Source organism: Pseudoalteromonas sp. TP27 (genome assembly GCF_056470645.1).
In genome coordinates, this window is sequence record NZ_JARDAK010000002.1 from 192,969 (window position 1) to 215,830 (window position 22,862).

General features: G+C 39.4%; 23 protein-coding genes and 1 riboswitch. Of the genes, 7 read left to right on the forward strand and 16 right to left on the reverse strand.

Features of this window, described 5'->3' with window-relative positions; translation table 11 throughout:
* Positions 1-132: 132 nt before the first annotated feature.
* The 8 genes from ung to PX700_RS03220 form a co-directional block, all read right to left on the reverse strand.
* Positions 133-795, reverse strand: coding sequence for a uracil-DNA glycosylase (gene ung, locus PX700_RS03185; protein WP_479519830.1), 663 nt, complete (start codon positions 793-795; stop codon positions 133-135).
* Positions 792-1,658 (reverse strand): cobalamin-binding protein, encoded by an 867-nt coding sequence (locus PX700_RS03190; protein WP_479519831.1) that lies wholly within the window; start codon positions 1,656-1,658, stop codon positions 792-794. Before PX700_RS03190 ends, ung begins: the two co-directional genes overlap by 4 nt.
* Positions 1,658-2,257, reverse strand: coding sequence for a cob(I)yrinic acid a,c-diamide adenosyltransferase (gene cobO, locus PX700_RS03195; protein WP_165741361.1), 600 nt, complete (start codon positions 2,255-2,257; stop codon positions 1,658-1,660). The genes PX700_RS03190 and cobO overlap by 1 nt, the downstream gene beginning before the upstream one ends.
* Positions 2,250-3,734 carry a cobyric acid synthase gene (locus tag PX700_RS03200; protein WP_479519832.1) on the reverse strand — a complete coding sequence of 495 codons (1,485 nt, stop codon included), beginning with the start codon at positions 3,732-3,734 and terminating at the stop codon, positions 2,250-2,252. Before PX700_RS03200 ends, cobO begins: the two co-directional genes overlap by 8 nt.
* Positions 3,735-3,738: 4 nt before the next feature.
* Entirely contained in the window at positions 3,739-4,743 is a 1,005-nt protein-coding gene (locus PX700_RS03205) for a FecCD family ABC transporter permease (protein ID WP_479519833.1), read from the reverse strand.
* A gap of 1 nt (position 4,744) precedes the next feature.
* A complete protein-coding gene (locus PX700_RS03210) occupies positions 4,745-5,557 on the reverse strand; it encodes an ABC transporter ATP-binding protein (protein WP_479519834.1) in 813 nt (270 codons plus the stop codon).
* A 185-nt stretch (positions 5,558-5,742) separates the two neighbouring features.
* Positions 5,743-5,808, reverse strand: a riboswitch (cobalamin riboswitch).
* Between the two features lie 103 nt (positions 5,809-5,911).
* On the reverse strand, positions 5,912-6,844 hold the full coding sequence (locus tag PX700_RS03215; protein WP_479519835.1) for a porin: 933 nt from the start codon (positions 6,842-6,844) through the stop codon (positions 5,912-5,914).
* Between the two features lie 166 nt (positions 6,845-7,010).
* The gene (locus tag PX700_RS03220) at positions 7,011-7,883 is read right to left on the reverse strand and encodes a LysR family transcriptional regulator (protein ID WP_007583736.1); all 873 of its coding nucleotides are present in this window, start codon (positions 7,881-7,883) and stop codon (positions 7,011-7,013) included.
* 91 nt (positions 7,884-7,974) lie between these two features.
* Here PX700_RS03220 and PX700_RS03225 point away from each other — a divergent pair, with 91 nt between their 5' ends.
* Positions 7,975-8,349: a MaoP family protein gene (locus tag PX700_RS03225; RefSeq protein WP_166421308.1), complete on the forward strand. Its 375-nt coding sequence runs from the start codon at positions 7,975-7,977 to the stop codon at positions 8,347-8,349.
* A gap of 85 nt (positions 8,350-8,434) precedes the next feature.
* Positions 8,435-9,670 (forward strand): GGDEF domain-containing response regulator, encoded by a 1,236-nt coding sequence (locus PX700_RS03230; RefSeq protein WP_479519836.1) that lies wholly within the window; start codon positions 8,435-8,437, stop codon positions 9,668-9,670.
* A 16-nt stretch (positions 9,671-9,686) separates the two neighbouring features.
* Here the strand turns inward: PX700_RS03230 and rarD are convergent, their stop codons facing one another.
* Positions 9,687-10,604, reverse strand: a complete 918-nt coding sequence (gene rarD, locus PX700_RS03235) for an EamA family transporter RarD (RefSeq protein ID WP_415637552.1) — start codon at positions 10,602-10,604, stop codon at positions 9,687-9,689.
* Between the two features lie 51 nt (positions 10,605-10,655).
* A complete protein-coding gene (locus PX700_RS03240; protein ID WP_197177943.1) occupies positions 10,656-11,111 on the reverse strand; it encodes a thioesterase family protein in 456 nt (151 codons plus the stop codon).
* Between the two features lie 133 nt (positions 11,112-11,244).
* On the opposite strand from PX700_RS03240, the gene recQ reads away from it, so the two are divergent.
* The 4 genes from recQ to PX700_RS03260 all read left to right on the forward strand — a co-directional run bounded on the left by recQ (position 11,245) and on the right by PX700_RS03260 (position 15,872).
* On the forward strand, positions 11,245-13,068 hold the full coding sequence (recQ, locus tag PX700_RS03245) for a DNA helicase RecQ (RefSeq protein WP_479519837.1): 1,824 nt from the start codon (positions 11,245-11,247) through the stop codon (positions 13,066-13,068).
* A gap of 7 nt (positions 13,069-13,075) precedes the next feature.
* Complete coding sequence (locus tag PX700_RS03250) at positions 13,076-13,360, forward strand: DUF3630 family protein (RefSeq protein ID WP_479519838.1); 285 nt, start codon at positions 13,076-13,078, stop codon at positions 13,358-13,360.
* Between the two features lie 160 nt (positions 13,361-13,520).
* Positions 13,521-15,230, forward strand: a complete 1,710-nt coding sequence (locus PX700_RS03255) for a BamA/TamA family outer membrane protein (protein WP_479519839.1) — start codon at positions 13,521-13,523, stop codon at positions 15,228-15,230.
* A 69-nt stretch (positions 15,231-15,299) separates the two neighbouring features.
* A complete protein-coding gene (locus PX700_RS03260) occupies positions 15,300-15,872 on the forward strand; it encodes a mechanosensitive ion channel domain-containing protein (protein ID WP_479519840.1) in 573 nt (190 codons plus the stop codon).
* Positions 15,873-15,976: 104 nt separating this feature from the next.
* Here PX700_RS03260 and PX700_RS03265 read toward each other — a convergent pair whose 3' ends face one another.
* The 3 genes from PX700_RS03265 to PX700_RS03275 are packed head-to-tail and all read right to left on the reverse strand — an operon-like array spanning position 15,977 to position 18,364.
* Positions 15,977-17,035: a succinylglutamate desuccinylase/aspartoacylase family protein gene (locus PX700_RS03265; protein ID WP_479519841.1), complete on the reverse strand. Its 1,059-nt coding sequence runs from the start codon at positions 17,033-17,035 to the stop codon at positions 15,977-15,979.
* Positions 17,022-17,927 carry a 30S ribosomal protein S6--L-glutamate ligase gene (rimK, locus tag PX700_RS03270; RefSeq protein WP_002961977.1) on the reverse strand — a complete coding sequence of 302 codons (906 nt, stop codon included), beginning with the start codon at positions 17,925-17,927 and terminating at the stop codon, positions 17,022-17,024. The genes PX700_RS03265 and rimK overlap by 14 nt, the downstream gene beginning before the upstream one ends.
* A 2-nt stretch (positions 17,928-17,929) precedes the next feature.
* A complete protein-coding gene (locus tag PX700_RS03275; protein WP_479519842.1) occupies positions 17,930-18,364 on the reverse strand; it encodes an ATP-dependent zinc protease family protein in 435 nt (144 codons plus the stop codon).
* A gap of 286 nt (positions 18,365-18,650) precedes the next feature.
* Between PX700_RS03275 and PX700_RS03280 the strand changes: the two genes are divergently transcribed.
* Positions 18,651-19,622: a zinc transporter ZntB gene (locus PX700_RS03280; RefSeq protein WP_479519843.1), complete on the forward strand. Its 972-nt coding sequence runs from the start codon at positions 18,651-18,653 to the stop codon at positions 19,620-19,622.
* Positions 19,623-19,712: 90 nt separating this feature from the next.
* Here PX700_RS03280 and PX700_RS03285 read toward each other — a convergent pair whose 3' ends face one another.
* From PX700_RS03285 to PX700_RS03295, 3 genes are all read right to left on the reverse strand, one after another.
* Positions 19,713-20,894: a polysaccharide lyase family 7 protein gene (locus PX700_RS03285; protein WP_415637545.1), complete on the reverse strand. Its 1,182-nt coding sequence runs from the start codon at positions 20,892-20,894 to the stop codon at positions 19,713-19,715.
* A 752-nt stretch (positions 20,895-21,646) separates the two neighbouring features.
* Positions 21,647-21,982, reverse strand: coding sequence for a ribonuclease E inhibitor RraB (rraB, locus tag PX700_RS03290; protein WP_007376503.1), 336 nt, complete (start codon positions 21,980-21,982; stop codon positions 21,647-21,649).
* Positions 21,982-22,695 (reverse strand): 1-acylglycerol-3-phosphate O-acyltransferase, encoded by a 714-nt coding sequence (locus PX700_RS03295; protein WP_479519844.1) that lies wholly within the window; start codon positions 22,693-22,695, stop codon positions 21,982-21,984. The genes rraB and PX700_RS03295 overlap by 1 nt, the downstream gene beginning before the upstream one ends.
* Positions 22,696-22,862 lie beyond the last annotated feature (167 nt).

Below are 22,862 nucleotides of genomic sequence, written 5' to 3' on the forward strand. Positions count from 1 at the left end.
TACGCCGAAAAAACAATTCAGTTCTAGGCGTAAATTGATGTAAATGGTTGTTCCCTTTGCGAAATTTACAACAAAGAAATGGGTTGTTTTAGCAAGTAAAATAGATCAGCTATTTATTGGAATTGGTATTATTTACACCTGCCAGTTAATCGGCTTTTTACCTTGGGCTTGTAACAACTCATTAGTTTGAGAAAAATGCTGACAACCAAAAAAGCCTCTATGCGCTGAAAGTGGCGATGGGTGCGGCCCTTTTAAAACATGATGGCGAGCGCTGTCTATGCCCTTACCTTTTTTCTGTGCATGTGCGCCCCATAAAATAAAGACTACACCTTCGCAGTGCTTATTTATGTGCGCTATTACGTTATCGGTAAATTGCTCCCACCCTAAATGCTTATGAGAATGCGCTTGCCCTTGCTCAACGGTCAGTACGGTATTAAGTAAAAACACGCCTTGATCTGCCCAACTTTGCAGGTACCCGTGATCAGCAATAGTAAAACCAGTAATGTCGGTAGCTAACTCTTTATACATATTTTTAAGCGACGGTGGCAGTTTTTTAACTTCAGGCAATACCGAAAAACACAAACCATGTGCTTGCCCTTCACCGTGGTAAGGGTCTTGCCCTAAAATTACAACGCGAATGTTATTAAGCGCGGTGGCATCAAAAGCGCTAAACACTTGAGGTTCAGGCGGATAAACAGCAACTCCTTCATTGCGGCGATTAGCCACATACTCTAACGTTTGTTGCATGTAAGGTTGCTGTAATTCACTTTTTAAAAATGTGGCCCAATCGCTCATTGTGTACTCTTAATCTGTTTACGTGATGCGTCTATTTTATCACACATATCCGTAAGTCCATCTAGCATACGCGGGGTAAAACGATGTAATAAATCGGCATTTACGCTAATAAATTGATCATTTTTAACAGCGGGCACTTCTGGCCACTTTTGCCAATTAACAACCGGCTGTGGTGTTTTTGATTTTTCATCAGGAATAATAATAATTTGTGGCTTAGTAACAATGACATTTTCGATACTAATTTGCGGATAATCTGTGGTGCTATCGGAAAATACATTGCTTACATGGCATGTTTCAATCAGTTGGTTTATCCACGTATTTTTACCTACTGTCATCATCGGTTCTGACCATAATTGATAAAATGCAGTGACTATTTTTTTGCCCTGCTGCTGTTTTTTAATATTTTGGAGCTTAGTAATAAATGCATTTGCTACTTGCTGGCTTTGCTCAACATTTCCTGTAAATTCACCAAAAGTAAGTAACTCGTCGGCTACACCAGCGATTGTGTTGGGATCACTCAAATATAATTTTATGCCTAAACGTTCTATTTGGGCTAAATCTTCGCTTTGGTTTCCGCTTTTCCACGCAATAACTAAGTCAGGTTTAAGCGCCAATACTTTTTCAAGCGAGATTCCGTAATAGCCCCCTATTCGCTCAATATTTTTAGCCTCAGCTGGGTAATCAGCGTAATCAACTGTGCCCACAATGTTATCGCCCGCCCCTATCGCAAATAGGTTTTCGACTATGTGCGGTGCAAGCGCAATTATTCGCAGCTTTTTAGAATCCTCAGCCTGCGCCTGCTCTGCAAGTGCACTGCCCGATACACTAAAAAGCAGTAGCCCAATAAAAAACGCTTTAAACATTAGTAATCAAACCCTTCAAGCGCTTTTATGCCTGAATCGAATGCATGTTTTACATTACGCACTTCGCTTACTGTGTCGGCAAGTTCGGTTAAAGTACGGTGCGCTGCACGCCCTGTAATAATAACCGACTGCATGGGTGGGCGGTTATTAAGCGCGGTTACTACTTCATCTAAGTCAACGTAACCGTAAGTCACCATGTACGTAAGCTCATCAAGCAATACTAAATCAATACTGCTGTCAGCAAGCATACGTTTTGACTCTTGCCATGTTGCTTGTGCAGCGGCTGTATCGGCTTCTTTGTTTTGTGTATCCCAAGTAAAACCGGTGTTCATTACTACAAACTCAACGCCTGCACCTTGTAATAAATTACGCTCACCACACTCCCACGTGCCTTTAATATATTGGCACACAGCGGCTTTTTTACCATGCCCTACGCAGCGAGCTACAACGCCAAAACCTGAGGTTGATTTACCTTTACCATTACCGGTAATTACCTGAAAAATACCTTTTACATCTTGCGCGGCAGCAACGCGCGCATCTACTTGCTCTTTTACTTTTTGCTGGCGCTGCTGGTGCTTATCGTTATTTTGTTCAGTCATTATTGTGCCCTTCATAAATCGAGATAATTTGCTGTATATTTAAATGCGTTTCGCACATGGTTGCTAAGCGCTCTAACTGCTGCTCGCGGTGATCGGCAATACTAATAGGATTAATGGTAGCGCTTGGCTTTACCCATTTTAAAATTTGCGATGTAGCATCAGCTTCATCAAATAAACCATGTAAATAGGTGCCTGCAATGGCGTTATCATCGCTAATAAAGCCATCTGTTTTAAAGCCATTTGGGTGGTTTTCATTAAAGGTTAAAAACGGTTTATTAAGCGCTGTACCTTGGCTAATTCCTGCATGTATTTCGTAACCACTACACGGTGTTTGTTGGTTATTTAAAAGTAGTGTAGCGGTTATTTTAGTTAATACTTTTTGTGTTGTGAGTATGGTTTCAAAGTCGCACAGAGCAAGCCCATTTACTTGCTTTAATGACGATTCAATACCCTCGGGATCGTTGAGCGTATTACCCAGCATTTGCATACCGCCACAAATGCCAAGTACTTTGCCGCCATAACGTAAGTGGCGTTTAATTTGTAAATCCCAGCCTTCATTTTTTAAAAAGGTTAAATCCCCCAGCACGTTTTTACTGCCTGGTAGAATTATTAGATCAACGTCGGGGATCATTTGCGTGTGACGCACATAATTTATATTAATGTTTGGGTGCAAACGTAGTGCATCAAAATCGGTATGGTTACTAATGTGTGGAACAAGCAACACTGCAATATTAATGGTGGCGTTGGTTACGTTATTATCAATTGCGACGGCGTCCTCAGCGTCAAGCGCGAGATCGTGCAAATAAGGTAATACACCAAGTACGGGTTTGTTTGTGTATTTTTCAAGCCAATCTAGCCCGCCTTGCAGCAAACCTATATCGCCTCTAAAGCGGTTTATAACAAAGCCTTTTACGCGCGCCTGTTCTGACTCGCTTAACAAAGCAAGCGTACCTACCAAATGTGCAAATACGCCGCCTTTGTCTATATCGGCAATTATAATAACAGGGCAATCTACCTCTTCGGCGTAACCCATATTGGCAATATCGTTTTCGCGTAGGTTTATTTCAGCGGGACTACCAGCCCCTTCAACAAGGAGTAAATCAAAGCGTTTAGCTAAGCGGTTATGTGAGGTAATTACTGCATCCATCGCCACTTTTTTATAGTCGTGATATTTGCCCGCTTCCATATTACTAATGGCTTTTCCGTGAATAATAACTTGTGCGCCCGTGTCGCTATTAGGTTTAAGCAATATGGGATTAAAGTCTATTTCGGGCTCTACTTTAGCCGCTATTGCTTGCAAAGCTTGCGCACGACCAATTTCGCCACCATCTTTTGTTACTGCGCTATTAAGTGCCATATTTTGTGGTTTAAAAGGCGCCACTTTTACCCCACGCTTAGCAAATACTCTGCATAGGGCTGCAACTAAGGTGCTTTTACCAGCATCTGATGTAGTGCCTTGCACCATTAAGGTTTTCATGGAATTACACCCTTCGCTTTCTAAAAAATAATAAACTTAAAAAGAACACGCTACCAATAGCAGCGGTTATAACACCTACAGGTAACTCTTGGTTTTTTAGTAATGAGCGCGAAAGCACATCAACCCACACCATAAACGTACCACCTACCAAACTAGTTACCAGTAAACCTGCAATAGTGCCTTGGGAGATAAAAAAGCGCACAATATGCGGCACCATTAAACCGACAAATCCAATACCGCCACACATAGCCACCAGCACAGCGGTAATTAATGAGCTCAAAACCAGCATAAGTATTCTAAAACGCTGGACCCTAACTCCTAATGTAATTGCGCTTTCATCGCCAAGTAACATAGCATTGAGTTGCCTTCTAAAGCTCAGCATTACAAACGTACACAATGTGATTACCAATAAAGGTAACCAAAGCGTAGCCCACTGCGCACGAGCAAAGCTGCCCAGTGTCCAAAATAAAATAGCAGCTACCGCCTGAGGATCGCTCCAGTAAAGCAACAAACTGGTAAACGCACTAAATAAAAATGACAGCGCAACGCCTGCTAATAACATTGATTCTACCTGTGCACTTTGCTGCCTACCTGCAATAAGTATTAATAAGCTCATTGCGAGTAAGCTACCTAACAGTGCCGCTGTTGATAGCATAAAGCCAGCGCTAATACCGGCAAATGCCATAAGTAGCACCACCCCAAAAGAGGCGCCCGACGATATACCAAACAAGTAAGGATCGGCTAAAGGGTTTCGCGTTACGGTTTGTAAAATAAGCCCCGCAATAGCTAAACCAGAGCCCGCTAAAAAGGCGAGTAATGTGCGAGGCATTCTTAGTTCAAAAATAATACGCGTATTAAAAGACGCATCATTTGAGAGTAAAAGACTATTTAATACGTCTTGAAGTGAGGTTTCTGCGGCGCCAAAACTAAGTGCTGCAAATAAGCTAAATAAAGCAGCTGCAATACTTATACATAGTGCAAGTGAGTGGCGAGTATTAACAGCGCTCATATTAGTCATAACCATAAAAGTAAGTAATGTGAGGAATGCTATTTCCTGCTTTAGATAACTGCGGGTGACTATTTACTTGGGCGCAGACACCAAAAACATCACCTAGCATGTTTTCGGTTAATACCTCAGTTGGCGTACCTGTATGCGTAATTTCGCCGTTTTTAATAACCACTAACTCATCACACATTGCAGCAGCTAGGTTTAAGTCATGAAACGATGCAAACACCGTTACACCCAACGATTTAGCAAGCTCCATTACCTGTATTTGGTATTTAACATCTAAATGGCTAGTTGGTTCGTCCATAATTAATAGTTGAGGTTGCTGCACAATAGCACGAGCAATAAGCGCTCTTTGTTTTTCACCGCCTGAGAGCGATTCGAAACTTTGATTACTGTGTTGTTCAAGCCCTACAGTATTTATTGCTTGAGTAATTTTTTGTTTATCACTGTTAGTTACTGAACTAAATAGCGATTTATGAGGCGTTAGCCCAAGTGCAATAACGTCAAATACGCTTAGGTTAAATTGCGAAGGTGTTTCTTGAAGTACCACAGCGACTTGCTTTGCATAATCTTCACTTTTAAGTTGCCAAATATCATGGTTATTAAAAGTAATCTGCCCTGATATTGGCCGGTTAAAACGATATAAGCAACGCAGCAAACTCGACTTACCCGCCCCATTTGGGCCTATTAAACCCACAAATTTACCTGGCGATATTTGCAAATTAATATTATTTAAAATGCTTTTATTGGCAATCCCCCACGAAACATTTTTAACGTTAAGTAAAGGCGTGTTTAGCGCTGATTTAGTGTGCAACAGTGAGTCCTTGGTAGGCGTGTACTCACTAACAATACAACTAACAATAACTAGTGCATTAATAAAAATGAGTAAACCCGCTCGTTAAAAAATTATACCAATCTATTTAGATATAGAACCTATTAAGTGATAAATTTAATTCGTTAAATTGTTCAAATATTTATGCTGATTAGTATTGCTCATTTGTATCTGACTTAAAGCTTTGCGCTAATTACAGTTACGGGAATAGTTGAGGATTTGCACCTCATTCCAAATGAGGGTCTATTATGGGCGGGTAAATAATTTAAAGCAAAAAAAACCGCGCTCAAAGGAGCACGGTTAAAAAGGGAGTGTTTTAACTAATTAGACTAATCGTTAAAACTTGTATTCCATACCTAAGCCTACGTAATCTTGGTCAACGTTGTTGTCCATGTCGAAGCTTGAGTAAAAACCAAATACTTTAATGTTTTTATTTAATTTGTGATCAATACCAACTGAAATTGCTGACTTATCATCACTGTCGTCAAAATCCATATCTTGGTATTGCACTTTAAATGTATTGTTACCCATGCTGTACGCTGCATTTAATAAGTAACCGTCAGCTTCTGCGCTGCCGTCTACCTTTTCTTGTGTTTGGTACATTGCACCTAACTTAAAGTTTTCAACTTTACCTTGGATTGAAGCACGTACTACATCGTAGCCATTTACTTCGCTATCGGCTGCAATAGAGGCGTATACCGCACTATTTTTAAGTGCCACGTCACCGTAAGTAACCGCCATTGAGTAACCGTTGTCTGCGTCTACATCGTCTTCAGCTACAAAAGTAGCAAGTACTTTAAAGCCTTCGTATGAGTTTGATGAGTAGCTAACAGTGTTTCCTAAACGGTTTTCACCTTTAAATACATTTTTAATATCGCCTTCAAGGTCGTTAAATAAATCTAACTTACCTTGAGATTGCTTAAGCGCAGTATCGTTACGACCAATTACAACTTGGCCAAATGCACCTTTTAAACCAACATATTGGTTACGCGCAGAAATATTATCATCGTTATCGCCTTTTGAATCAGCATCAGACACGTCAACTTGAAATTCGAACTTATAAACGGCTTCTAAACTCTCATTTATTTTTTCAGAACCTTTAACACCAAGACGAGATGCATTACTTTTAATCTCAGTAAAAGACCCTTCGCCATCGTCAGACGATTGCACTGTTACATTCGCTTTACCGTAAATATCTACGTCGGCAAGTGCATTAAAAGATAAGCCACTTAATAGTGCTAAGCATAAGCTCGATTTTACAAATTTCATGTTATTTCCTTGGATAATCACAAAAGACTAATTTTTAAAACAGCTGCATTTTGTCATTGATAAATGACAGTAATATTACAACCGAAACATTTTTGTCTTTTTTAATTAATAATACTGCATTAAATGTGAAATCTAAATAACATGAAAATTTAATAAACGGCCGTACTTACTTATCTTGCTTTAATGACAAGCTTGGCGTCATTTGCGAGAGTAAATTAACTAAGGTTTCTATTAGCTCTTTTTGCTCGTTGTCTCTGTGATACGCAATAAATACGTCTCGCGAGGTATTTTCTACCCCTTTAACATGAAACAACTCACCTTTTTCTAAATGCCCTTCTACTAATACTTGCGGTATAAATGCACTACCGCCACATTGCAGTATTAAATCAAGCGCAATACGTCCTGTGCTGGTTCTAAAGTAAGGAGGCGTTTTACCGGTAAATTGGCGCGCATGCCAAAGTGAAAAAGTGGTTCCCCAATCAACATACACATATTGATTATCAAAAAAGTTTTCGTTGGTAGCCGTGTCGTATCCGCTTACTGGAATAATGGGTAACTCACAAATACGCTCTACTACGAGTTCATCTACTTTTGGTGGATCAAATAATATAGCCAAATCGAGAGTGCGCTCTAATAAAAGCCGTGTGCTTTCTTGTTGTGCTTTAACTTCTGCAACCAACGACACGCCTGGCATTGCCGATACAATATTTGTTATACCAAACTGTAAAAAAGCATCCCAAATATTAGGCGTTCCTGCTAAGCTAATTTGCTTATGCATATTATCGGCAAGTGCAACATCTACTTTTGCGCGCTGCATACCTGTAATAATCATTTGAGCGTGGGGTAATAAACGTTCTCCCGGTGCGGTAAGTTGAATATTATTACGCTGGCGAATAAACAAATTAACCCCAAGCCCTTGCTCTAATTGGCGAATTCTAAAGCTCACTGCAGACTGCGTAATATAAAGGTTTTCGGCAGCTTTACCAAAGTGACGCGTACGCACTACTTCAACAAATGTTTTTAATAAATCGATATCCAATTTTTTATCCTCACGATAAAAATAATTTGTTTAATAAATTGCCAAACTTGCATCATACTCCAGCTAATTAATAGGGTATGAGGATAAAGCTATGAGCAATAACATTTCATTACTACGCCAAGCATTTGTTAGCCAACGTCAATTTTATGATGATCAGAATTTTCCACGTGGTTTTGGCCGCAGCGGAAACTTCACCTTATTAGAAGCCAGTATATTAGAACAACACGGTGTTGTTTTAAGAGGCTTATATAGCAAAACAATTGAGCCGCAAAACGAACATCAAGAACAGTTTGTAGCAGTAGTCACTGGCTCACAAGAACCTACCAACCCAATTGAACGTGCTTGGGTAAAATATTTAAAGCTAACGACCTGCAAAAGTAAGTTTCATACCTTGTTTGGCCGCTCAAAAATGTCAGGACCAGCACCAATTAGCCAAGAGTATTATTCAGAAGCTGATAACCTGTAAGTACTTAAGTTATTTGCTTTTTTGCGTTTTAACAGTTACAACTTATATAAGCAAATCATTTTGCAAAATATAAACAAGGTGTTACGTGACGCGAAAAATACTAATAGTTGAAGATACACCTGCAATGGCGCGAGTGCAAAAGCATATCGCGCTTAAAGCAGGATATGCAGTTGATATAGCAGAGTCTTTAGCACAAACAAAAGAACTGATAAGTAAAAACAGTTACTTTTGCGCTGTAGTCGACTTTATTTTACCAGATGCCCCGTCTGGCGAGGCAGTACCTTGCACTGTAAATGCTGACATTCCAACGATTGTAATGACAGGTAATATTGATAAAAAAACTCGCGATACAGTAGAAAAATATCCAATCATCGATTACATCATTAAAGAAAACAAACAAGCTTACCAATATTTAGAAAAGCAATTATTGAGACTAACTCGCAACGAAAATGTAAAAGTACTCGTTGTTGACGATCTAGCCTCTACACGAAGTTATATATGTAATTTACTTGCACGCCATAAATATCAAATATTACAAGCAGAAGATGGAAAAGAAGCACTTGCGATGCTTGAAGCTGCTCCTGACATCTCGGTTATTATCACTGATAATGAAATGCCAAATATGAACGGTGATGAATTATGTACCGAAATTCGCCGTTTATATAATAACGATGAAAAAGTGATTATAGGTATTTCAGCCGCAGACTCATCTGATTTATCAACTTTGTTTTTAAAAAATGGCGCAAATGATTATCTGCATAAACCTTTTAATAATGAAGAGTTTTATTGCAGACTTAGCCAAAACGTCGATATGTTAGAACTTATGGCCACCATAAAACGACAGGCTAATACTGATTACCTTACTAATTTACCAAACCGCCGTTACTTTTTCGAAGAAGCTGAAAAGTCATTAAAGAAAATTAAACGTGCTAAAGGTTGTGCTGCTTTAGCCATGCTTGATATTGATCATTTTAAAGCGATTAACGACACATACGGACACGATGTAGGCGACGAAGTATTAAAAGGGCTATCAATCTGTTTTAGTAAGTATTTTGAAAAACATTTAGTTGCACGTTTAGGCGGAGAAGAATTTGCGGTTTATTTTGCAGATGCTGATAAGCAAGAATCCTTAAAAAGGCTTGAAGGATTTAGGTATTTTATAGAAATGAATAGCCAAGAGTTTAGTAAAGAAAAAATCAAGTTTACTATATCTATTGGTTTTGCAGATGGGCCTGTTTATCAAATTGATGAATTATTAAAACAGGCCGATTTGAAGCTTTACGACGCTAAAGAATCTGGTCGTAATAAAGTAGTTAGTTGACCACTCTATTAGTTAATCATACTTCTGCGGCTGTAATAGCCGCTTTTTTACGTTTGCGTGATTGGTGATAAGAATCCCAACTAAAAATAGCTAGCGCACTCCAAATACATGCAAACGTAACTAATCTCTCAGCGTCAAATACTTCACCGTAAAACACCACCGCAAGTATAAACATTAAGCTTGGTCCAATGTACTGAAAAAATCCCAATGTAGTGTACTGCAAGCGTTTGGCGGCTCCGGTAAAACACAACAACGGTAATGTAGTGACAATGCCTGCACTTATAAGTAGTGCATTAGTATGCCAATCATTAGCAGGCAGGCTTGAAGTTGGTGTAGGCACCATTAACCACCAATAAGTTAGTGCCACAGGCAGTAATATAAGTGCTTCTAGCAAAATGCCCGGTAAGGCTTCAACCGGTAACTTTTTACGTAATAAACCATAAAGTGCAAACGATGTGGCCAGTGAAAATGCCACTACCGGAAACGAGCCAAAACTAATTAGCTGCAGTACAACACCACTAAAGGCAAGTGCCACTGCTACGCCTTGAAACTTACGTAAGCGTTCGCCTAAAAAGAGCATACCCAGCAATACATTTAAAAGAGGGTTAATGTAGTATCCCAAACTTGCATCAAGCATGTGGTTATTATTTATAGCCCATATAAATAAACCCCAGTTAAAACCAAGCAGTGCAGAAGTAATAACAAGCATAAGCAAAAGCTTAGGCTGAACAATGATACGTTTAACTTTATCCCAATACTTTAAAACACTTACTACCAGTACTAAAAATACAACCGACCAAACAACCCGATGCATTAAAATTTCAAAGGCAGTAACATGCTGAATTAACTTAAAGTATATTGGTGCGAGGCCCCACATTAAAAAAGCAAGACAAGCAAAAATAGCACCTTTACGCTGCTCGGTATCAATCGACATAATAAACACTTAGTGATTTAAAAGGCCGACAGTTTACTTGCCATAGGTGTTTTATCCAACTAAATACGTGCCAGTCCCAAAAGCAATTTGAACAGACTGTTCGTTATGTAATTCCATTCTGCACACACAGACTTTATTACCTGAGCGAATAAGTGTGGCGCTCGCTATAAAGCTCTCTCCTTTTCCTGGGCGCAAATAATCGGTTCGTAAATCAATAGTGCCAAGGGTTGCTAGCTTTTGCTGTACACTCTTAATGTCTATATCAGTTAATTTATCAATTACACTCGCTGCCGCGAGCATGCCTCCTACGTTGTCGAGAACGGCTGAAATAATGCCACCGTGTAATATTTTTTGCGCAGGGTTTCCTATAAATACATCTTGCCAAGGAAAACTTATTTTTGCTTGCTCTGGAGTAAGTGACTCAACCGAGATATTTAAAAACTGATTAAAGGGCATACCATTTACAAACAATGCGCCGACTTGTTCAATTAACATTTCTTTATTCATTATTATTCTCTACGTTTAAACTGGTACGATGAGTAAAGCATACATAGTGTAAAACTACGAGACCTCACTTAAATAATTTATCAAGTAACTCAGCTAAAGACATCTCATAAAAAAACCACTAAAATACCCGCCAATGAACACATCAACTCCACCTTCGAGCACACTAGTGCGTAAACCCGAAACTGTCCTCAAACAAGTGTTTGGCTACAGTGAATTTCGCGACGGTCAAAAAGCAGTTATTGATGCTGCTATTAATGGCCAAGACTCACTGGTATTACTACCCACCGGTGGCGGAAAATCGGTTTGCTACCAAATTCCTGCTTTAGTGCTTGAAGGCGTCACTATTGTTATATCTCCGCTTATATCGCTAATGCAAGATCAGGTAAGTCAACTTCAAGCACTTGGGGTAAAAGCCGCTTACGTAAATAACAGCTTAGCGCGAGAAGAACAGCAATTGGTGTATCAACAGCTTCATCAGGGGCAAATTAAACTTTTATATGTAGCACCTGAAAAAGTATTACAACGCGAATTTTTAGAGCGTTTATCGCATTTAAATGTGAGTTTATTTGCCATCGACGAAGCGCACTGTGTATCGCATTGGGGCCACGACTTTAGACCGCACTACTTCCGCTTAAACGAATTAAAGCAACGTTTTGCACATGTACCCATGATGGCGCTCACTGCAACTGCCGATAAAGCCACCCGTTTTGATATAGTTGAGCAACTAAAACTACAACAGCCTTATATTCATACTGGTAGCTTTGATCGCCCTAATATTCGCTACACCATAGAAGAAAAGTTTAAACCTATGGTGCAATTGCTTCGCTACTTAAAAGAGCAAAAAAGCCAAAGCGGTATTATTTACTGTACCAGCCGTAAACGTGTAGACGACATTGCCGAAAAATTGGCTGATGCAGGGCTAAACGCCGCCGCTTACCATGCTGGTATGAGTAACGAGCAACGACAATTTGTACAAACTGGTTTTGCCCGTGACGATATACAAATAGTGGTCGCAACCGTTGCCTTTGGTATGGGTATAAACAAGCCTAATGTGCGTTTTGTACTGCATTACGATATTCCAAAAAGTATAGAGTCGTACTATCAAGAGACCGGGCGCGCTGGTCGAGATGGCCTAGCCGCCGAAGCCATAATGTATTTTGACCCGGCTGATATTGGTCGCGTAAGGCGCTTTTTTGAAGACATAGACGACGAGCAACGCCGCCGTGTAGAAGAGCAACGCTTTAACGCGATGGCAAGTTTTGCTGAAGCGCAAACATGTCGTCGGCAAATATTACTTAATTACTTTAGTGAATATCAACGTGAGCCTTGCGGCAACTGCGATATTTGCTTAAATCCGCCAAAAAGCTTTGACGGTACGCTAGTTGCCCAGCAAGCGCTTTCTTGTGTGTATAGAGCTGACCAGCGCTTTGGTCTTGGGTACATTGTTGAATTACTACGTGGTGCAAATACTAGCCGCATACGCGATAACAACCATCATGAGTTAAGCACTTACGGCATAGGTAGGGATAAAAGCAGTGAGTTTTGGCTCAGTATTTTACGCCAACTTATTCATCAAGGCTTACTTAGCCAAGATATAACGCAAGGTGCGTCACTTAGATTAACCGAAGCCGCGCGTGCCATTTTAAAAGGTGAGTACGCACTGCAGTTAGCCGAGCCACGCCTGCAAGCCAAACACGTTTATCAAGATAAATTAGCGCAATTTAATTACGACAAAAAACTATTTGCTCGCCTGCGCGCACTTCGCAAAGAACTTGCTGATGCCGACGATGTACCACCTTATGTGGTATTTAATGATAAAACGTTAGCCGAAATGGCGCAGCTTATGCCAACAAACGACAGTGAATTTTTAAAAGTGTCGGGTGTCGGTTTTACTAAGTTAAATAAATACGGCGGCGAATTTTTAACTGCAATTCGCAATTACCTAGCTACAAATTAAGAATGTTATGACCCAAATAGAATATGACCACGCCCATAAATACATTTTAATTACACCAGTCGAGCCTCCACACGACGAAGATTTTGAGCTGTGGAGTACCCTATTTTTACACTCAGACGATGTAACCATCAACGAATACTCTGCAGGCGCCGATCGTCATCAAGTTCGTTTTACTTATAACCACCATACCTTTAATTTAAACTACGAACATTACAGCCAAAGTGTCTGGATTAATGGCGAAGGTGTTGAAGCTGAACACTTATTAGCTGCACTTGCCTTTTATTTAGGCTAATTTTAAGTGCTGAGCACGCCAAAGCAGCATTCATTAACAAAAGTGAAAACAGGTAACAATTAATAAGTTTCAAAATCCATACCTTTTACTTACATTATAATAACAATGATGTAAGCTGATATTACGGTAGTCATTCGCTACACAGTAGTAAAGAGGTTTAATGGTGGACAAGAAATGGATAGCACAATGTTGTATTAGCTTAACAGTTTTAAGCTTTTATGTGCCTAATGCATTCGCACAACAATCTTCAATGAAAACTGATAACTGCCTTGTAGAACAGACAGATTTAAGCACAAATAAAAACTTACGCCGAGAAGTTCAAGACAAAACAACCCTCACGCACAGTAATAGTAATGCTAAAATAGCCTCAATAAAGCTCAAACAACTTAATGTATTTAATACTGAGCTTGAAGAGGAAAATAATGCCCTATTCCGATTTGCTAACCGCGCTCATATTCAAACAGAGCCCGATGTCATTAATAACCTTTTATTATTCTCCCCTGGTGACAAGTACGATGCTAAAAAGCTTGCAGAGTCTGAGCGCCTACTTCGTAAAGAAAGCTACCTATATGATGCACAAATTAGTGCAACCGAAAACTGCGACGGCAACGTTAATGTAGAAGTGGTTACCCGTGATTTATGGACACTTTTACCTGAAGTAAACTTTAGCCGTAGCGGCGGAGAAAATAAATCGAGTATAGGTTTTAGAGAATCAAACCTGCTTGGCTGGGGTAAACGCCTTTCTTTTTCACGCACGACCGACAGTGACAGAAGCGGCTACTTATTTGTTTACGACGATCCTAATATTTTATCTACTCGCTACCGCGGTCGATTAGAATACGCGGATAACAGCGACGGTAAGCGCCATTTGCTTGAGCTAACCTATCCATTTTACGCGATAGACACCCCTTTTAGTTACGGTATTTTAAGCTATTCTGAGCAGCGCGAAGAGTCGCTATATAAACGCGGCGAAGAGTTTAGTGAATTTGATCAAACTACCGATTTAAACCGTGCATTTATAGGACACTCTAAAGCACTTAATAATAATTGGACCCAGCGCTTAACCTTAGGTTATACCGACGAGCAACATACCTTTGAAGCGATAGACACGACATTTGCACCACTTGCCGATGACCGAAGTTTAAGTTATCCCTTTGTAAGCGGCCATTGGTTTGAAGACAACTACATAAAAGTACGAAATTTCGATAGTATATCGCGCACAGAAGATTTAAACTTAGGCTGGAATATTAAAAGCTTAATTGGCTATTCAGATGAGTCATTAAGTAATGACGACAGCCGCGCGGTGTATTCATTTAATTTCAAAAAAGCCCACTTTACTAACGATAATACTTTATGGCGCTTTAGCGCAGACATTGATGGCTATTGGAATAAAGAGCAGAAAAAACTCGAAAACTTTATGGCCACCAGCCAAATACAATATTATTTAAATACCAGCGAAAACCAATCTTGGTATGTTAAAGCCCGCGTGCAGTACGCCAAAAACCTTACCGCTGATCAACAGCTTACTTTAGGCGGCGAAACAGGCCTGCGTGGTTACCCTATGGATTATCAACATGGCGACCGCAGCTTTTTAGTTAATCTAGAAAAGCGCTATTACTGGGAGTATGATTTGCTGCAACTATTTAAAGTGGGTGGAGCCGCTTTTGTAGACGTAGGCCGAGCATGGTTTAACGATGAAAATAATGGCGAAAACGCACATGTATTAAAAAATGTAGGTGTTGGTCTTCGTTTAGCACCGAGTCGCGCAAACTCAGGCACTATGATTCATATTGATATTGCTGCCCCCATTGATAGCTACGACGATGTAGACTCAGTCCAGTGGCTAGTAAGCGTTAAAAACACTTTTTAAATAATACAAACACGTTAAACTAATACCAATTGCATTAAATTACATTGTTATGAAAGTTCAGGACCTAATGTGGAAATAATAGAAGTTTTAGAATTGTTTGCATCACAATATAAGTTGGTTGTAACTATAATCGCTATTTTGGTTTTCCCTCTGCTATTAAAAATAACCAAAAAACTACTCGAAAAAGCAATTAAGGGGAAAGTTGATTTACACCGAAAGTATCGTGCAGAGCTGCTACTAAAAATTATACTCGCCTTTGTCGTGCTGTGTTTGGTTTTAGTATTTTGGGGTATAGAGTTGCGTGGTTTATTGGTTTTAGGCTCTTCTTTATTTGCCATGTTGGGGGTAGCACTTTTTGCCGCTTGGTCATTATTGAGTAACCTCACCGCATTTTTACTAATGTTTATTCAAAACGATTGCCGTGTTGGCTATTGGGTACGAATTATTGATGGTGCGAATCATATTGAAGGCCGCATTGTTGAAATGGGCTTAATGAATGTAGTACTTGAGCATATTGATGGGCACCGTGTAATTTACCCTAATAATTTATTTGTGACACGCCCTGTCATGGTTTTAAATAAAGAACCAAAGCCAACAAAAGCTCCCGTTATAAAGCGTATTATTGGCCCTAAAAAAACATAGTTTAAAAAGCATCGTTTATAAAGCAATACTCACAAAAAAGCCGCAGTAAGTAATTAACTTCTGCGGCTTTTTAATGCTTAACTAACCACAATTTAGTTTAGCTATTAGTTATTTAGCTCAGCTGTTTTAAGCTCGTCATCTAAATCGTTTATCTCGTCAATAAAGTTCTCTAGCTGTTGCTCTACTAAACTATTATCACTAGCAAAATACGCAAGATGGAATACCGCATCACCTTCATTTACTAATGGCATAGTTTGCTGACCAATAACAATACCGCCTTTCGGCGCTAAAAGTTCAAGCTCAGAATCGCCCAGCGGGCTGCTTATATAAGCAAGCACTTGGCCTTTAGTTACATGCTCACCTAATGATACTTGTGCACGCACAATCCCATCAACTTCAGCACGTATCCAACTTGTTGAACCTGCAATAATAGGATCTGGTAGTTTTTTAGGACGCTTGCCACGGATCATTTTTAAGTGACGCATAACATAATCAACACCCTGAACACCTGCCGCAATCGCGATCGGATCAAAGCGCAGTGCCTCACCCGCTTCGTAGGTTATAACCGGTATACCTAGGTTTGCAGCTTCACTTCGTAATGAACCATTACGCAATGATGCATTTATAACTGCAGGCGTACCAAATGCTTTAGCCATATCAGCGGTTGCTTCGTCCTCTAAGTTAGCGCGAATTTGCGGTAAGTTAGTTCGATGAATAGCGCCAGTATGTAAATCAATAATATGAGTACAATGTACCGCTACTTGATTAAAAAACATATACGCCATACGCCCAGCTAGTGAGCCACGCTCAGAACCCGGGAAACTTCGGTTCATATCGCGTCTGTCTGGTAAGTAACGCGATTTATGAATAAAACCAAACACATTCACAATAGGCACAGCGATTATTGTACCGCGCAGTTGGCTTGGGTCTATTTTAGCAATTAACTGACGCACAACTTCTACGCCATTTAGCTCATCGCCATGAATAGCCGCACACACCATAAGCACAGGGCCTTCCATTACACCGTTAACCACTTCAATAGGAATATTAAGGGGTGAATGGGTGTAAAGTTTAGCTGCCTCTAAGGCAAGCGTTTTACGCTCGCCTACGCCTACACTTTCTCCTAATAAGGAAAAAGGGCGGTTAATTTTAACCTTTGCCACGTGTTGCTGTTCCTTTACTTGAAGCATTTTTTTCGATGAAGTCAATCACCATGCCTGCAATGTCTTTACCTGTCGCTATTTCAATGCCCTCTAAACCTGGTGATGAGTTTACTTCCATCACAAGTGGTCCACGAGATGAGCGAAGTAAATCAACACCCGCTACGTTTAAGCCCATTGATTTAGCCGCCGCTACTGCCGTTTTACGTTCCTCTGGCGTAATGCGAACCAATGTAGCACTACCACCACGGTGAAGGTTAGAACGGAACTCACCTTCTTGTGCTTGGCGTTTCATTGCGGCTATTACTTTGTCGCCTAATACGAAACAACGAATGTCAGCACCGCCTGCTTCTTTAATATATTCTTGAACCATAATATTGGCTTTTAAACCCATAAACGCTTCAATAACACTTTCAGCCGCTTTACGCGTTTCGGCAAGTACAACACCAATGCCTTGTGTGCCTTCAAGTAATTTAATTACAACAGGTGCACCGCCTACCATTTCTAGTAAGTCTTTTACGTCATCGGGTTTGCTTGCAAAACCGGTTACCGGCATACCTACGCCTTTACGCGAAAGTAACTGAAGTGAGCGTAATTTATCGCGAGAACGTGAAATAGCCACCGATTCGTTAACAGGGTAAACACCCATCATTTCAAACTGACGTAATACAGAACAGCCATAAAATGTAACTGATGCACCAATACGCGGGACGATTGCGTCAAATTCTTTTAAGTTTTCACCGCGATAGTGAATTTCTGGCTGCTCTGAGTTTATATTCATATAACAGCGCAATGCATCAATCACTTTAACTTCGTGGCCGCGTGCTTCTGCCGCCTCAATTAAGCGACGTGTTGAATATAATTTTCTGTTGCGAGATAAAATACCGATTTTCATAGTTAAACCTTACGACCTAATAGTTGAGATAAAGCCGGGTCAACGACTATACGATTTTCCATGGCTGTACGCCCTAATAACATTCTAAACTTCATTGTTGCACGGCTTGTTAAAGTAAGCTCTATCGGCCAACTATGCTCGCCTGCATGCAACGTCGTTTCTATAAAGTAGCGTAGTTCTTTTTGCCCACTTGAGCTGGTTACGTACTTCATTTTTTTAACTTTTGCTTTGCAAGTAATTTGAGTTTGCTCATCATCTTGCAGTGGTTGGGCTGTAAATTTAACCCATTTTTCGCCATCTTCTTCGTACTCTTCAATGTTAATTGCATGAATACATGAAGTGCGAGCGCCTGTATCAATTTTTGCTTTTATGTCGTTAATACCAAGCTCAGGTAAACTTAACCACTCACGCCAACCAACGGTGATCTTTGCTGTCATAAATGTGCCCTTAATAAAAAAGTGACTTATACGCTACAGGCAAAAAAACACCAACGAAATAAATTTATCTAGTCGATTAGTAAATTAAATTGATCTTTTTAAGCAACTGGTCACACAATGCGCGCCTTGCTAAGTAGTACTTTATGTCACTTTACTCAGCACAGAGGCTCTGCATATTTTTTGCGATTTAAACTTAACTTATTAAAAGTAAAGGTAAGTCTGTAAGCAACTAAGTAGATACACTATAGTTAACAGTATTAAAAATACACTATTATGAGAATTAATTATGATTAATGGTTTACTACATGCCCTTGTGCTTGACGAAAAAGGTGGCGCACGCTCTATTGAAAGCACTAATGAGCTAAATAGCTGGCAACCAGGACAAGGTAAACTTTGGGTTCATATGGATTATAGCCAAAGTGAAGCCGTCGACTGGTTAAAAGTACAGTCTCACCTAACCGATTACGAGCTAGATTCTTTAATTGCTGATGAAACACGCCCGCGCATTACGGCCACAACTAATGGGCACATGTTATTTCTACGTGGTGTTAATTTAAATCCAGCACAAAGCCCTGAAGACATGGTTTCAATCCGTTTATTCATCAGCGAAAATATTTTAATTACCACCCGTAAGCGCCGTTTATTATCGGTGCAAGATACACTGGCCTGTTTAAATGAAAATAAAGGCCCATGCAATATTTCTGAGCTTGTATGCTCTATAACGCAAAAACTAACCTCACGTATGCAAAGCGTTATTGACTCACTAGATGAAACACTCGACGAATTTGAAGAAGAAATAGATGAGCCAAGCAAAAAATTTGATAACCAAGGTTTATCGCAATTGCGCCGCCAAACCATCGCTTTAAAGCGCTATTTAAAACCGCAAAAAGAAGCACTCAGCTCAATGGTAAATAATCACTATCCGTGGCTACTAGATGACGATAAAGCAAAGTTAAATGAAACCACTAACTTACTTATTCGTTATTTAGAGGAACTGGACAGCTCTATTGAGCGTGCACAAATCATTCAACAAACAATCACTAACCAAGTATCTGAGCAATTAAATCAGCGCATGTACGTTATGTCTGTAGTGGCTGCATTATTTTTACCTTTAGGCTTTTTAACCGGCCTGTTAGGCGTAAACGTAGGAGGTATTCCGGGTACCGATAGCCCCTATGCATTTAGTGCATTTGTTATATTTTTGATTGTACTTACTGGCGGTATTGGTGTGTATTTTAAAAATAAAAAATGGTTATAAATTAAGTTTATACATTTAAAAAGCATTAAAAAAAGCCACTCAACTTTAAACTGAGTGGCCTTTTAAACTACTTAACAATTAAATAAATAATTAGTTAGTTTTACGCGTATAACTAACGTCAGTCATTGTTACTTTAGCTTTTGTAATTCCTAAATCTTTAAAGCACTCTTTAAATGAATCTGAGTTTCCTGACTCGCCACACTCATCGAGTGTGTACGGGTCTTGTGATTGAAGATAATTACCAAACTTGAAGTAAGATTCAGAGTCATCTTCTACCGGAATACCGAAGGTAGTACCTAGTGCAGTTACATCCACATCACCGTAATTATTAACTACTTTTAGATTAAATGAACCACCACTTTTAATAGTACCTAGTGCATGCTTTTCTTCTTTACCATTGGTGTTACGCAAGCGAACATAAACGTCAAAAATTCCGTTATCCGCTACGCTATCATCAAAGCCTGATTCATCTGTATCTGAAACATATACTTTTGAAATAGTACCCGTATCGCTAGCATGGTGCTGAGAAATAATCGTTTTACCACCATCTGACATTTCAACTTTTACAGTTGCCTCAAAAACCTCATAGGTTTCGGTCATTGCAACACGTGCACTTTCTTTTACTTTATATTCATGACGCCAGCCATTTCCGTTTGGAGTAATATGACGCGCTTCTAGAGGTACAAACTCTAAAGTGTCACTATTTACTAATGGATGAGGATCGTTACCCTCAAGGTCAAAAATACTACCGTTGGTGATATTGCTTGCTATGCCGGAACCACTACCAGTGTCGCCACCGCCAGTATCACCCGTGTCTCCGCCGCCAGAAGAACTTCCCTTAGTTAATGAAAAGCTGTCAAAGCGAACATCGTTTGAGCTATTGTCATGCTTAGCAAATACTTGCAATGAATTAGTGCTAGCTGTTGTGAAAGTTTTAGATACTTTTGTCCACGAAGAAACGTTAAATTTCTCACTTTTAAACAAACCATTAAGATCATTAATGCCGATTTGTCCCTTACCAAGTACGTACGCAGTTAGTGTATACTCCGTGTTCAGATCTACATCTACATTCTGGTAAACACGCCCTGGGCTGCCTTGTATTTTCAGTGACTTTGAGCCTTTGTATGCATCTGAAGATAGCGCTGCTGGCTCTGTTTCATTCCAATCGCTCCAACCATCTTCAAAACCCGAGTTATCAATCGTGGCAGCATGCGCAAAAGAAGTGCTCGCAGCAATTGCAGAGCAAATAAGTAACTTTTTGTATTTAAACATTATTTTTATTCCTTTAAATCTGTATACAAATAACTTAACAACTTAACTTGGTAGTAAATACCAAACTTAAAACGCATTGTATAAACAGACTTTCGATTCGAAAAATTGGTAATAGCAAAAGTGAATTAAAATAATTCAAATTGGCATTACCAAAAACCTTACCAAACTGGTAAAGCAAGGCTATATTTTTTGTTGCCAATATGTCAACAAGTTAATTGTTACCATGGGATCAGTGGAACATTCTAAAACACACAACAAAAACAAACATAAATAACGAAAAATCATATAGTTGAAAATAAAATACTTTCAAATTATCGAATGTAATTATTTATAAATTTCAGAAAATAGTAGTACTTCAAACAAAAGCCTCTATTACCAATTTTCCATAAATAGCTTAATACTTTATGAATAAACTAAAATTATTTTTGATAAAATTGTAATCGAGAAAAACTGGTCATACCAATAAAGCGTTAATATAGCTTAGTTTGAAAATAGATTTAGTACGAAGAAATAACTAACCGGAGCTTTAATTTGGGGATTTAATTAGGAGATTTACTAGCATATTAAAACACTAAAACATTTAGGCTTATTACTCTCTAGCTAGGGCGTGTTGATCTTTGGTGGTTGAGTTTTCAGCAGGATGTTTATTTAACCTCGATAAATAACCCCTCCCCTAATTATAGGCACAAAAAAGCGAGTGTTTTTACAACACTCGCTTTTAAATTAGTTAATCTAAACACTCGTTAGTTACATTACTCTTGAAAGTAAGTGCCCCAACCGTCGTACTCAACTTCGCACTCAACGGCTAATTGCGCTAGCTTATCAACGTCTTCCATAATAACGTCTACGTCTAGCTCAGCTTCAACTACAATGTCAAAGCTCCAAATTTTACTGCCGTCTTCAAGCTCAAGCTCTGCTGGTTCTTCAACATCGTAACCTAATTTAAAGGCAGCAAGCGCAGCTTGCTCTAATTTAGGAAAGTCTTCACACACAAAGTGATGCTCTACTTCATAAAGTATTTCAGGGTCTGACCCATCTTCAAGTAGTGAACTTACGATGTCTTCACTTATTTCACGCCAGTTTTCCATTATTTTTCTCTCACTTGAGCATCTAATTCAGTTATTTTAGCAGCCATAATGCTATGCACGCTTTTAGCATGCTCACGCGCGCTAATGTTTTTATCAAGCGGTATAGGCGCTAACATTTCGATGTGAATTGTACCATTATCCCAACGATTTAGCTTAATGGTTTTATGCGTTGTATTCATACATACCGGAATTATGGGTACATTTGCACTCATTGCGGTGTGAAATGCGCCAGTTTTAAATGGCAGCAACCCTCTTCCATAGCTTCGAGTACCTTCTGGGAACATCCATACAGATAAGCCATTATTTTTAATCTTTTCGGCGGATTTTGAGATAGTTCCTGCCGCTTTGGAGCGATTCGATCTGTCTATTAATATATTACCCGACAACCAATAAAGCTGACCAAAAAATGGGATCCACTTTAAGCTCTTTTTCCCCAAACTTACGCAGTTTTTAGGTACCATTGCTGGCACTGTAAATAAGTCGTAGCTATTTTGATGATTAGCAACATAAACTGCAGGGCCTGGATCAACTGCATCTTTATGACGTGTTAAAACTAGCTTAACGCCAACCATTTTAGCCATTGAGCCAAACCAGCCCGATATAATATGTACATTGTTAGGATGAAATGGTCTTACTATCGACAATAATAAACCAAAAACACAACTGAATAATATAAACAGCAGCATAATAAAAACGCGTATAACAGCTAGCAAATGGGTTTCTCCAAAAATCAATTATGGTTATTATAGCGTTATTTTGTGACACAAACGAGTCTATAGCGCACAAGTGTACGCTGAAATATTTAAGCTGCTTGTTTTAATATTGCTTTAAAATGGTTTTAAAACAAAAACGGCCTGCAAATGCAGACCGTTTTTAATCA